Here is a 12813-nt window from a genome sequence, read left to right on the forward strand (position 1 = left end):
TCCTATTAGATACTTTAATCTTGGGTTTTATAAAAATAAAGTACCTAATGAAACTCATGAGGTACTTTTTTTATTGTTCGTTTATTTAAAGATAAATTAAAAAATCATTCCGCCTTTTCAAAAACATAGGCTTTCTTGGGAAATGGATATTCTTTAAAGAACTTGCGATTGCGGCCCTGATCTCCATTCCAGATTTTATCCAGATCCATCACAAGATTCTGGTCCTGATTGATCTCATAATATAAATTCACGTCAGCGGCAGCACAGCGCACCACAATCTCTTTTTCCGCTGGCTCAACATGCCACTGCACCTGCTTACAGGTTTGCTCAATTTTGGCAACATTACGAGATGAATCTGAACCCAGACGCCCGAAACTGGTATTGGTCCAGTAGACAGAGCCATCCTCCAGCAAGTTCATAATATATTCCGCTTCTTTCTCGTTATTGACACAACCCGCGAAAGCATCGGTACATGGAATACGCGCATGATAACGCCCCACATAGGCCAGCTCGGTTTCAGACAGTTTAGTCGGCGTATGCTTGTGTGTCACAGGATGAGGGAGGGTGGCCTGTCCCGCAACCTGGGTTAATGACATCCCTTGCTGCTGGTCTGATTCCATGACTTCATGACTCGGTTGCGTCTGGGCCTGTTGTTTAGCTGATTCGGGGTGATGGCTATCACAGGCACTCAACCCAAAGCTCAAGAGAGCACCTACGCTAAACCACGATAAGAATAACCTGAACTGCATATCCATAAATCTCTAACATCGATATCGTGACCATTTCCCCTCACCATTCCAGTAAATAAACTTTTTGGAAAGATCAAAACGATTGAACCGTTTTGTTATATGCCTCCAAAAGTCCATTCGTGGAGTATTTTGATAAGACGGAAATTTCGATTAACCCAAGCCATATGCTTTAAGTCGGTGCATTTTAGGCGATACTGTTGGTTTTTCCATCAACAAGTTACATACCGTAACTATTCTCTCGCCTATTGAAACTTTAAAAAATCAGCTTTGCCCCTATCTCCTAATTAACAGCATTGAACAAAACCCTTTTTATTTTTACTGCTGTTTCATTTATTTAAGGAGATAGACTTAATGGCCAATTCTGGTTTATATCGCTCAAACCAACAAAGCATGATCGCTGGTGTAATGGGCGGTATTGCGGAACGTTTTGGTTGGAATGCAAACTTGTTACGCCTGATCTTTGTGGTGGTTTCACTCATGAGTGCGGCCTTTCCTGGCATTTTGGTCTATCTGATTTTATGGCTGGTAATTCCGAAACAGCAGACAGCACGTGTTGACCATGTTCAAGGCTACCATCAACCTGTTAAGACAGTTTATGAAGATCAACACATAAAACGCTAATCCCACTTTCCTCTTTTGGTCGCTACGGTTGATTTACCCCTAATACAACCGTAGCTTTTTTTTTCCTGAATCAGGTTAAAACATATTGCTGGTTGAGGAGTTGCTGTAATGCTGCGATCATGTCGGCACGGCTCACAATTCCAATGAGACGCTGGTTCTCCACCACAGGAATATAGTTAAAGGATTTCTCCACAAAATAGGGGACTAAATCCTGAATCGGCTGTAATGGCTCCACAGTGACGACACGGCGACTCATGATCTGTCTCACATAATGCTGCCATGAATTTCTTGGATCAGCGGCACCCTTAAACCATTCCACCACCTCATATAAGGCCAGCGTTCCAACCAGTTCTTCTTCCGCATTGACGACAGGCAGACTCATGAGGTTGACTTCCTTGAACTTCTCTAAGGCCTGATGAATATCATCATCTTCATGTAACTTGATGACATCCCGACTCATGATATCCTGACAGACAAAGTAACTATTCAGGCGTTCGCTTGCGTGTTCCTGTGCTTCCAGAATGATTTTTTCCAGATCATATTGGCTGATGTCCAACAACTCGGTGTGTTGCTCCAGGGCATATTCAATATCCTTGGGTTGAATCGAGACTTTCTGTGTTGGGGTCGGGTCTTTCGAGCGCTCATTGACATGCGCGGTAATGGGATAATGCCGCCCAATTAAACGGTTAAAAAATACCGCAAACAGCAACAGTAAAATCGAGTTCAATAGCACTGGATACAGTACAAAATGAAATCCTAGACGATGTACCGCCTCACCACCCAAAACTGCGGTAATCGCCACTGCCCCACTCGGTGGATGCAAGGAGTCTGTAGTCATCATCATAAAAATCGCAAACCCAACCGCCACGCTAAAGGCGCTGGTCAGATCAGGTAAATATTGAGTACAGGCCACCCCAATAATCCCTGCCAGCGTATTTCCAACAACCACATTCCAGGGTTGTGCCAATGGACTGTTGGGAACCGCGAATAGAAGCACTGATGATGCACCCATCGGTGCGATATACCAGGCATTCATGCCACCCAGTACATACCAACTGACCAGTGATGATATGGCAAGGCCACACAATGCACCGATGCCTGAGTAAAGACGTTCTTTTAGGGGAAGAACTTTATAGTTGGGTTTTAAAAAATTTAGCCAGTCTGATTGGGTAAAGCTCACAATGCACCTTGCTGGAATAGTGTTGTTTTTGATTCGTTGCGCAGTATACGCCTATCTCCTAACAAAGATGTATTTAAATTATAGTTTTAGGTTATGAGTAAATTTGTTGAAGCGTAATTTTAGATTTATGATAAAAAGTTATTATTTAAAACTTATACAATAGATGAAAAGCATAATAAAAACCTTGTTTACTCAACCGCCTTTAATGACTGAGCGCCATATTTTACAGGCGTTAAGATATACGCCTATATTGGCGTATAGTTTCCTGATTTTTTTATGATTTACTATTCAATTACAACTCCTTTCTACAAATGCCAATTTCAGTAGGATTAATCTCTTATCTAGGTGGGCTTGTCATCCTTGCCATTATTTATTTCGTTTTTGTTTTTCCTTATGTATATGCACTACATAAATTATTATACAAATATCATCTCATCAATTTTTGCACTACACTCCTTACCGCATTTTGCCTGACCTTATTTTGGGTGAGCCTGCTCACGATGGAACTGCCTCCTGAATTTAGCGTTTTATTGAAAAGTAACATCGTTACTCAAACATTTGCTATCAGCTATTGGTTGCTACTCTTATTTTGGATTCATCTCTATTCGAAAAAACAATTGAACTAAATAATTATCTCTATCCGAAATATCTAAAAGACCAACAGCCCATTCTATGGGCTGCCAGTCTATTCATGACTTGTCTTAAAATGTCTTTGCAACACCTAGCCAGGTAAAGGTATTTGGTACATCACTCAACTGAATCGTCTGTTTTATTTTGAGATTTTTCAGGTCCAGCTCCACAATGGTTTTAGCCTGCGTATCATTGATAAAGACCGTCTCTGTGGCTGCATTGACCACCAGACGACTTTTAGCAAGTTCAGTCGCATTTACATTTTGGAGGGCCTTGATTTGCCCGATGCGTTGCCAGCTTTGCGTATCCACCACATGCACCATACCCATACTATCCAGAATCGCAAGATAATGGCCTGAGGCATTGACCACCTGCTGAAAACGCTTCACTGGCGTTGTGCCATCCGCCTCTTTTGCCCCTAAAGACCAATCCAGACTCACTGCATTTAAATTGTTTGGATCAACAACAAACAAGGCATGTGTTCCTGTGGCAAAGGCAGCAAACTTGTCCAGTTTTTCATGTCCAGCAATGGTGGTAATTCGTTGATCAATTAAAACTTTCTTATCAATAAATTGACTTCCCTTTTGCTCAACCACCAGTACCCCATCTTCACAGCCAAAGGCAGCATATTGCTGGATGGAGGCTGCGCCATGCAAACGGTTACAGCCATTTGCCAAAGTCTGTTCCTCATGGAAATGGTCACCATGCAACTCATAGCTCTTCACAATACTGAGTGTATCGGCATCGTTGGCTAAATAGGTACTGAGCACATAGGCACCACGCGGTTCAGCCACACCATGATGTTTTTTAGGCAGTTTCTGACTGGAAATGGACTGTTTCTCAATCGCTGAATCATTAAACACATCAAACTTGGAGCTTTCAACTTCGCTGCCATCGTAGAACAATGCAGCCAAACCATTAAAGCTACGGTAGTGTGCGGGTGTTGCACCCTTGAGCTGAAACGCCAATACATGCGGCATATTCTTCTGTAGCAGATTATCCTTGTTCAGCACGCCACTGTCTGCAAACTGCACTACACCCTCATTGCGGCTCAGCATTACCGCATAACGTGACTGCGGGCTGCTATACATCGCGGATGGGATATAACTTAACGCTGTTGTATGAATGACTTTTTGATCCGCCAAATCATAAACTGAGAGCAAGGGACGAACGCTGTCATCATTGGCAATAGCCAAACGCCCCTCATAGATTTTTGCAGGTTGCTCTGGCTTGGGTGTAACTGTTGATGATGAACCTGAAGAATCCCCTCCACATGCTGAAAGCAACACACTACTCAACAACGCACTCAGCATATAGCCTTGTTTTATTTTCTTCACTGTAACTTCCCCTATTGGACAAATGATCTTAAGTTATTGTTACGTTATAACATAACAATAACAAATTATTCAGCATTTTTTAAGTTTTATTTGAATGAGGAAGATTACAGACAGTAATAAGCTGGTTTAGATGAGTTTTTCATTGAGATAACGCCAGTAGCGTTTTGGTAGATACTGCACATGCAGCCTAATATTCTGACGTTCCTTAATATTGATGCTGTTAAAATAGTCTTTCCAGAGCTGATCATATAAAACCTCCTGCTCGTCAAGTTGCAACTGAAAGCTTTGGCTGAAACCATTTTCGAGATTGCGATCAATTTCATCCGCTTGCAGTGAAACCTCATGGATTTCGTGCAAATCATAATACAGGCCAAACTTGCGCTGCTCATCGTAAATCAGCCAGCGTTGATCCTGATAACGCCGCCTAAAATGTGGCTGGATTAAGGGCAGCACGTTAAAGTCTGGACGAACCAGACTTAAAAATAGCCCATCGGTGGTTTTCTTAAAACGGATAAAGGCTTCCATACGATGCTTTTCACGTCCCACCTTTTTTGTCCATTGAGAAATTGCCAACACACTGGGATGCGAATAATCCGTTTCGACTGAACCCTGCTGACTAAACACATAAATACAGTAATTGAGTAAGTGCTGGTGCGCTTCCAGAGATTCAGACAGATAGGCAAAATAAAACTGCCTTAAGGCGGACTGTGAAAGTTTACGCTGGAGTGCCGACCAGACCCGTTGCGCATATTGTTCATGATTGGGGATTTCAACAATGCTGGAAAACAGTCCATGTTGAGCATTTTCAAATAAACAGAGCTTGACCTGAAACTCCCTGAACTGGAATGCCCGAAACACACAATTCAGTAATCCAACCATTGAGCCATCAAAATAATAATAGACCATTCCTCCACCCCACATCCTTAAAACCCCAGACTTAACTGTGGAGAGAGTTGCTGAACATACTTGGATGAGCCCTGCGTTAAAATCTGTTGACGAATGTAACTGGAGGAAAGTTCTTTCTGGAAACGTGGACTGTCTTCACAACGGATAAAGAATTTTGCCCGTGAATAGGCCACACCAAGCTGTTTCAATAAATCGATATGGATCTTGCCAAAACGGCGTGCCTGTACAATTTTCTTGGCTGATCTCACCCCAATCCCTGGCACACGCAGAATCATGTGGTAATCCGCCCGATTTAAGTCCACTGGGAACTGTTCAGGATGGCGTAGCGCCCAACTCAGTTTGGGATCAACATCAAGGTCCAGATTTGGAAATCGTTCATTGACAATTTCATTGACCTGAAAACCGTAGAAACGCATCAGCCAATCGGTCTGATAAAGCCGATTTTCGCGCAAAAGTGGTGGTGCGGAACCCACGGCAGGTAAGTAGTTATTCTCTGTATTGATCGGGATATAGCCTGAGAAATAGACCCGCTTGAGTTTAAATTCCTTATAGTGATGATCTGCCATGAGTAGAACATCCTGATCGGTTTCCTGATGTGCCCCCACCACCATTTGTGTGGTCTGCCCTGCGGGTACATATTTCGGCACATGCTTGATGATCTGGCGTTCATCCTTGAGCTGAATCAGGCGATCTCGAACCAGTCCCAAATCTTTCTGTACTTCCTGATGGGATTTTTCAGGGGCAAAGGCTTTTAAACCAATTTCAGTCGGCATTTCCAGATTGATGCTCATTCGGTCTGCATAAAGCCCCGCTTCATGGATCAGTTCTGGCGATGCGCCTGGAATGGTTTTGAGATGAATGTAGCCATTAAAGTTTTCTTCCAAACGCAGTTTCTTCACTACCTGAAGCATCCGCTCCATCGTATGGTCTGCCGACTTGAAAATGCCTGAGCTTAGAAACAGCCCTTCAATATAGTTACGCCGATAGAAGTTCATGGTCAAATCAACCACTTCCTGAACGGTAAAAGCAGCCCGTTTGACATCATTGGAACGGCGCGACACGCAATAGGCACAGTCAAAAATACAGACATTGCTCAACAGGATTTTGAGCAGTGAAACGCAACGGCCATCTTCGGTATAGCTGTGGCAAATCCCACCATGACTGGCATCGCCTAAACCTTTGTCCTTATTTTTACGGTCACTGCCACTGGAAGAACAGGACACATCATATTTGGCGGCGTCCGCAAGAATTTGCAGTTTTTCACGAATGCGATCAGACACGCCTTTCACCACCATACACAACGAACGAGAGGTAAAAAATTAACATAAGCTTTTGCTCGAACATAAGTGATCAAAAGCAGTTTTACGTCATGGCTTGTCGTTTCAATGCACTGTTATTTCAAGTTCCTTTAGATAAAACAGTTCGGGTACTGTACAAAACAACGGGCAAGGCAATCAGGTAAATCACAATCACGCTCAGCCAAATTGCCCCTGGCCATTGCGTCTGGAACTGGAAATAAAGCATGGAGAAAAACAAGGGGGCAATCATGGATGCCAAACTCACTGTAGATGCAATCACACCCTGAAACTGGCCTTGCTGTTCGGCAGAAACCTTTTGGGAAGCCAAGGCTTGCAGTGAGGGCGTACCCATACTTCCCAATGCAAAAATAGGCATAATCGCAAAAATCATCCAGCCACTTTTAGCAAATGCCATCATGCATAAAGCCACACAGGTACAGGCTATACCTATCAGCACAGTTTTACGGTCACCCAATATCCTTGAAGCATGGCGTGGGATAAAGGCTTGAACCAGCATTTGACATAGACCAAACATCCCTAGCGAAAGACCAACCCAGAACCCATTCCACTGAAATGTGTCATGTCCCCACAATGCCCAGCAAACCCCATACACCTCCCCTATGGCACTAAAGATAAAGAAAGTTGCAATCAAGGGAAGTACACCATGAACTGAGCCAACACCAGCAAATACTTTCAAAGGATTTAATGGGGGTAATGGCCCTTTCCTTGAGGTCACCCATCGAGATTCGGGTAAAACAAAATAGGTAAGTAAAAGGTTAAATCCTGTCAGCATGGCCGCCACCAGAAAAGGTAGCCTTAGCCAATACTCGCTCAGGAATCCACCCAGCACAGGACCAATAATAAAGCCTGCGCCAAACATGGCATTGATTAAACCAAAATATTTTGCACGACTGCTTTCCTGAGAAACATCGACAATATAGGCACTTGCAACAGCCATATTGGCACTGGTGATGCCAGCAACAATACGCCCCAGAAACAGGAAAAGCAGGCTATGTGAAAAGGCTAGAAACAGATAGTTAACTGCTGAACCAGCAAGTGAAATCAGCAGGATCGGCCTACGTCCCCATCGGTCACTTAAAGCACCCAACAAGGGAGAAAAGATAAACTGCATGGCCGCATACAGGCTGGCCAATATCCCCATATATACGGCAATATGGGTACTGTGTGTCATATCTTGCAGTAATGAGGGAAGAATCGGAAAAATAAGCCCGATACCAACAGCATCCAGCGCAATGGTTGCAAAAATAATAAATAAAGGTCGATTCATAAAGCGTCCTATCGAAAAATCAGGCACAGTAAAACTGTGGAAACCTGTTAACGATGCCTGATAACATCTCAAGCCCTGATGAACGCTGACCGAACCTTAAAGATTGGGATATGTGTCGAACTGAGTATTTTCCCAAAGAATAGGAAATGAACCTCAAGTCGATTTTTCGCGGTTTTTTATCGTAACAATGAAAAAGATTACATTGCACATCCTAACATTAAAATGATGAGGCTCACAATCTGATCAGCAGGATGATGGAAACGCAAAAACCCAGGCTATCGCCTCAGCAATTTTCCCCGCATTAAGCCTTTGCCACTCCCCCCCAAAATCCTTATACTTAGGGACAATTTTTCCTAAATTTATAACGGATACAGCATGAGCCGTGCGATCTCGCATATTGACACATTTCAGGGCTTAATTCTTGCCCTACAAAACTATTGGGCGGAGCAAGGCTGCGTCGTATTACAACCCTATGATATGGAAATGGGTGCGGGAACATTCCACACTGCAACATTCTTACGTGCATTAGGCCCAGAAACCTGGAATGCGGCCTATGTTCAGCCATCACGCCGTCCAAAAGATGGCCGTTATGGCGAGAACCCAAACCGCCTGCAACACTACTATCAGTTTCAGGTTGTGCTTAAGCCAAACCCAGACAACATTCAGCAGCTTTATCTCGATTCGTTAAAAGCCATCGGCATTGATACACTGACGCACGACATTCGTTTTGTCGAGGACAACTGGGAATCGCCAACACTCGGTGCATGGGGTTTAGGTTGGGAAGTTTGGCTGAACGGCATGGAAGTAACCCAGTTCACTTACTTCCAGCAAGTCGGTGGCGTTGAATGTTATCCAGTGACAGGTGAAATCACCTACGGTCTGGAACGTCTGGCGATGTATCTGCAAGGTGTCGATTCGGTTTATGATCTGGTGTGGACCAAAGGTCAGTTTGGTACTGTGACCTACGGTGATGTATTCCATCAAAATGAGGTCGAGCAATCGACCTATAACTTCGAATACGCGCCTGTTGACAAGCTGTTTGAACTGTTTGACTTCTATGAATCAGAGGCCAACCGTTTAATCGAAGCCAAGCTTTCCCTGCCAGCCTATGAGCAAGTGGTTAAGGCATCGCATACCTTTAACCTGCTGGATGCACGCGGTGCAATCTCTGTGACTGAGCGTCAACGTTATATCTTGCGTGTGCGTACCCTTGCCCGTGCCATTGCCCAAAGCTATGTACAGGCGCGTGCGGAACTTGGCTTCCCAATGGCAGAACCGCATTTGCGTGATGAGGTATTGGCCCAACTCAAGGCACAGGTTGAAGCGGAAGCTGCACAGAACAAAGCCAGTACATAAATGGAAAAATAACATCTGATTTAGGAAGATCAAAATGCCAAGTGTTGTGATTGAAGTAAGACGTGAATACTCAACTGAGCAGGAAATCGCCATCATTGAGGCTGTTCACTCGGCTTTGGTTCAACACTTCCAGATTCCTGAAAAAGATAAACATATCCGTTTCATCGCCCATTTACCGCATCGTTTTGCCTGCCCACCGCATCAGGAACAGCCTGAGTTTTATACACAGATTAGCATTGATGCCTTTGCTGGGCGTTCTGTGGATGCAAAACGAAACCTTTATCAAGGCATTGTCAACAATCTTGAGTTGCTTGGTATTCCACCCAAGTACGTGACGATCATTGTTCGCGATCTTCCATTGGAAAACTGGGGGATTCGTGGTGGTCAGGCGGCTTGCGATGTTGCATTAGGGTTTAAGGTAGATGTTTAGATCATCTTGCTTATGACAGATAAATATTTTTAGAAGACATTTGAACATGACACATACCGTATTATTTGAATTGGGCTGTGAAGAACTTCCACCCAAAAGTCTAAAAACCTTACGTGATGCCTTAAAGGCAGAAACAGAAAAAGGTTTAAAGGATGCAGGCTTAAACTTTGCCTCTATTGAGGCTTATGCCGCGCCACGTCGTTTAGCGCTGAAGATTGTGGATATTGATGCAGCACAGGCCGACACGCAAAAACGCTTTGATGGCCCTGCTGTTCAGGCAGCGTATGATGCTGAGGGTAAACCGACCAAAGCACTTGAAGGCTTTATGCGTGGTCAGGGCATTGGCGTTGACCAGCTTTCCACCTTTCAGGCAGGTAAAGTTGAAAAGGTTTGCTTCCTGAAAGATGTCAAAGGTCAAAGCCTTGATGCATTGCTTCCACAGATTCTACAAACAGCGTTGGACAATTTGCCAATCGCCAAACGGATGCGTTCAGCGGCAAGCCGTACTGAATTTGTTCGTCCAGTCAAATGGGTAGTGTTACTAAAAGATGATCAAGTCATTGAAGCCACCATTCAGGATCACAAAGCGGGCAATGTTACCTATGGTCACCGTTTCCACGCACCAGAAGCAGTGACTTTGGCACATGCCAATGACTACTTGGCAGTGCTGGAAAAAGCGTATGTGGTTGCCAACTTTGAAAAGCGTCAGGTAACCATTCAGGAACAAGTGAAAAAGTTGGCAGATGAAGTCAATGCCACTGCCATTGTGCCAGCAGACCTGCTGGATGAAGTCACTAGTCTGGTTGAATGGCCTGTCGCTTTGCGTGCAAGCTTTGAAGAGCGTTATTTAGCCGTTCCTCAAGAAGCCTTGATTACCACCATGCAGGATAACCAGAAGTATTTCTGCTTAATCAATGCCGATGGTAAATTACAGCCTTACTTCATTACCATTTCAAATATTGAGTCGAAAGACCCAATTCAAATTATTGAAGGGAATGAGAAAGTTGTACGTCCACGTTTGTCTGACGCAGAATTCTTCTTCCTGCAAGACCAGAAACAGCCTCTCGCTAGCCGTAAAGAAAAATTAGCCAATATGGTGTTTCAGGCTCAATTGGGTACGCTTTGGAACAAGTCAGAACGTATTGCAAAATTGGCAGTGGCATTGTCACCTATTACAGGTGCGAATGTTGCCGATGCTGAAAAAGCGGCGTTATTGTCGAAGTGTGACTTAACCTCTGAACTTGTGGGTGAATTCCCTGAGCTTCAAGGCATTGCGGGCACATATTATGCACGCCTTGAGGGTGAAAACAACGAAGTTGCAGAAGCGTTGGGTGAGCAATACTTACCGAAGTTTGCAGGTGATGTATTACCGCAAACCAAGACAGGTACAACCATTGCCCTTGCTGACCGTTTAGATACACTGGTTGGTATTTTCGGGATTGGTCAGGCACCGACAGGTTCTAAAGACCCGTTTGGATTACGCCGTTCTGCGATTGGTATCTTGCGTCTCATCATTGAAAATGAACTTGATGTGACCATTGAAGAATTAGTGGACTTTGCCTTACAAGGTTATGGTGACGTTGTTAAAGATCACGACAAAACCCGTGCCGATGCGGTGACTTTCCTTGAAGGTCGTTACCGTGCCAAGTATGAAGACCAAGGCGTTGCCGTTGATGTGATTCAGGCGGTTCAGGCACTTGCACCAAAATCTCCACTTGATTTTGACAAGCGTGTCACTGCGGTTAATCATTTCCGCACCTTGCCAGAAGCGGCTGCTTTGGCTGCGGCAAACAAGCGTGTTGCCAATATTCTTGCCAAAGAAGCAGCACCAGAGGCTGCTGTGGTTGAGACAAACCTAGTTGAAGCGGCTGAAAAAGCACTTTATGCAGAGCTTCAAGCGTTGACACCTGTGGTTCAGCCTTTACTTGCTACACGAAACTATACTGAGGCACTTTCCAAACTTGCTGCATTGCGTGCGCCAATTGATGCTTTCTTTGAAAATGTCATGGTGATGGCAGATGATGTTGAATTGAAAGCCAACCGTCTACGCTTATTGGCCCAGTTGCGTGATTTATTTACAGCAATTGCAGATGTGAGTGTATTGCAGGGTTAAATATTTAGAATACTTGATCTTTTAAATAAACCCCGCTATATATGAGTGGGGTTTTATTTTTAAAATAGTATGAACGAGAATTTAAGTCACCTACAACAACAGATTTTTGAGCTTATTGGTCGTTTAGTTTTAAATTATCAAAATATTGAAATACGTTTAAAAGCCCTATTAGATGTATCAAATAAATCATTTTCCTTAAAAAAACAAACTGAACTAACTTCCATTTCTGCTTTTAACAATCAAACACTAGGTGGACTCAAGAATTACGCCTTGCAAAGTTTCTTTCGCAAGAATGGCGAAACATATCAAGATTTTCTCCCAGAACAAATCGATCATTTGCACTTTTCTATGAGCCTGACATTAGAAAAGCAAAGCTGGGAAGTCTTACAACAAGGTTTTCATCAATTTGTAGAAAGTAGAAATTTCCTCATCCATCATTTTTATTCCAAATATAACTTGAATGATGAAATCAGTTGTATACATGCTTTAAATGACTTAAAACGCCTATATCAAGAACAAATCTATTTTATTGATCAATTTAATAATTACTGTAAGGTTTTTGCTGGGGCTATGGATGAATATAAAGATTTTCTTGAATCATCAGTTGGACGCACTATTTTTCTTTTTCCAACAGATGAAATTTATCAAGTGATTTGTACACTCATTGAAAACAATAAAAGAAATGCAGGTTGGCTTTCATTGACTACAGCTCTTCAACACATAACTAGAAATTTTCCAGATTGTAATACTAGAATTAAACAGCAATATGGATTTAAAAGTCTTTCCGACTTAATTTTAAATAGTGGCTTATATCAGCTACAAACAAAACAAACCTCAAAGGGTGAAAAAGTTTTATTTCGTTTAAATAGTGAAGAAATGACATTTATCAAAGAACCATAATCATT

Annotated in this window: 11 protein-coding genes; 5 read left to right on the top strand and 6 right to left on the bottom strand. The window is 43.2% G+C overall.

The features are described 5' to 3' along the window. Positions 1-104: 104 nt before the first annotated feature. A complete protein-coding gene (locus tag N5J47_RS01845) occupies positions 105-749 on the bottom strand; it encodes a hypothetical protein (RefSeq protein WP_279958635.1) in 645 nt (214 codons plus the stop codon). A 351-nt stretch (positions 750-1100) separates the two neighbouring features. Here N5J47_RS01845 and N5J47_RS01850 point away from each other — a divergent pair, with 351 nt between their 5' ends. After that, a complete protein-coding gene (locus tag N5J47_RS01850; protein WP_267980705.1) occupies positions 1101-1370 on the top strand; it encodes a PspC domain-containing protein in 270 nt (89 codons plus the stop codon). A gap of 70 nt (positions 1371-1440) precedes the next feature. Here the strand turns inward: N5J47_RS01850 and N5J47_RS01855 are convergent, their stop codons facing one another. The 5 genes from N5J47_RS01855 to N5J47_RS01875 all read right to left on the bottom strand — a co-directional run bounded on the left by N5J47_RS01855 (position 1441) and on the right by N5J47_RS01875 (position 8009). Continuing rightward, positions 1441-2550 (bottom strand): HPP family protein, encoded by a 1110-nt coding sequence (locus N5J47_RS01855; protein ID WP_279958636.1) that lies wholly within the window; start codon positions 2548-2550, stop codon positions 1441-1443. A 701-nt stretch (positions 2551-3251) separates the two neighbouring features. After that, positions 3252-4517 (bottom strand): hypothetical protein, encoded by a 1266-nt coding sequence (locus N5J47_RS01860; protein ID WP_279958637.1) that lies wholly within the window; start codon positions 4515-4517, stop codon positions 3252-3254. A 126-nt stretch (positions 4518-4643) separates the two neighbouring features. After that, on the bottom strand, positions 4644-5438 hold the full coding sequence (locus tag N5J47_RS01865) for a TIGR03915 family putative DNA repair protein (RefSeq protein WP_279958638.1): 795 nt from the start codon (positions 5436-5438) through the stop codon (positions 4644-4646). 2 nt (positions 5439-5440) lie between these two features. Next, positions 5441-6703, bottom strand: coding sequence for a putative DNA modification/repair radical SAM protein (locus N5J47_RS01870; protein ID WP_279958639.1), 1263 nt, complete (start codon positions 6701-6703; stop codon positions 5441-5443). A gap of 118 nt (positions 6704-6821) precedes the next feature. Beyond that, entirely contained in the window at positions 6822-8009 is a 1188-nt protein-coding gene (locus N5J47_RS01875; protein ID WP_279958640.1) for a TCR/Tet family MFS transporter, read from the bottom strand. A gap of 375 nt (positions 8010-8384) precedes the next feature. On the opposite strand from N5J47_RS01875, the gene glyQ reads away from it, so the two are divergent. The 4 genes from glyQ to N5J47_RS01895 all read left to right on the top strand — a co-directional run bounded on the left by glyQ (position 8385) and on the right by N5J47_RS01895 (position 12808). Next, positions 8385-9365 carry a glycine--tRNA ligase subunit alpha gene (gene glyQ, locus N5J47_RS01880; RefSeq protein WP_279958641.1) on the top strand — a complete coding sequence of 327 codons (981 nt, stop codon included), beginning with the start codon at positions 8385-8387 and terminating at the stop codon, positions 9363-9365. Positions 9366-9399: 34 nt separating this feature from the next. Further along, positions 9400-9795, top strand: coding sequence for a tautomerase family protein (locus tag N5J47_RS01885; protein ID WP_267980713.1), 396 nt, complete (start codon positions 9400-9402; stop codon positions 9793-9795). 46 nt (positions 9796-9841) lie between these two features. Beyond that, a complete protein-coding gene (glyS, locus tag N5J47_RS01890) occupies positions 9842-11908 on the top strand; it encodes a glycine--tRNA ligase subunit beta (RefSeq protein ID WP_279958642.1) in 2067 nt (688 codons plus the stop codon). A 69-nt stretch (positions 11909-11977) separates the two neighbouring features. Continuing rightward, complete coding sequence (locus N5J47_RS01895) at positions 11978-12808, top strand: OST-HTH/LOTUS domain-containing protein (RefSeq protein ID WP_279958643.1); 831 nt, start codon at positions 11978-11980, stop codon at positions 12806-12808. Positions 12809-12813: the final 5 nt, after the last annotated feature.

Source organism: Acinetobacter sp. GD03645, from assembly GCF_029845285.1.
In the GTDB taxonomy this organism is placed as follows: domain Bacteria; phylum Pseudomonadota; class Gammaproteobacteria; order Pseudomonadales; family Moraxellaceae; genus Acinetobacter; species Acinetobacter corruptisaponis.

Bases quoted from the DNA above. Each gene is read 5' to 3' on its own strand.
- N5J47_RS01845 (WP_279958635.1), bottom strand. From the start codon at position 749: ATGCAGTTCAGGTTATTCTTATCGTGGTTTAGCGTAGGTGCTCTCTTG.
- N5J47_RS01850 (WP_267980705.1), top strand. From the start codon at position 1,101: ATGGCCAATTCTGGTTTATATCGCTCAAACCAACAAAGCATGATCGCT.
- N5J47_RS01865 (WP_279958638.1), bottom strand. From the start codon at position 5,438: ATGTGGGGTGGAGGAATGGTCTATTATTATTTTGATGGCTCAATGGTT.
- N5J47_RS01875 (WP_279958640.1), bottom strand. From the start codon at position 8,009: ATGAATCGACCTTTATTTATTATTTTTGCAACCATTGCGCTGGATGCT.
- glyQ (WP_279958641.1), top strand. From the start codon at position 8,385: ATGAGCCGTGCGATCTCGCATATTGACACATTTCAGGGCTTAATTCTT.
- N5J47_RS01885 (WP_267980713.1), top strand. From the start codon at position 9,400: ATGCCAAGTGTTGTGATTGAAGTAAGACGTGAATACTCAACTGAGCAG.
- glyS (WP_279958642.1), top strand. From the start codon at position 9,842: ATGACACATACCGTATTATTTGAATTGGGCTGTGAAGAACTTCCACCC.
- N5J47_RS01895 (WP_279958643.1), top strand. From the start codon at position 11,978: ATGAACGAGAATTTAAGTCACCTACAACAACAGATTTTTGAGCTTATT.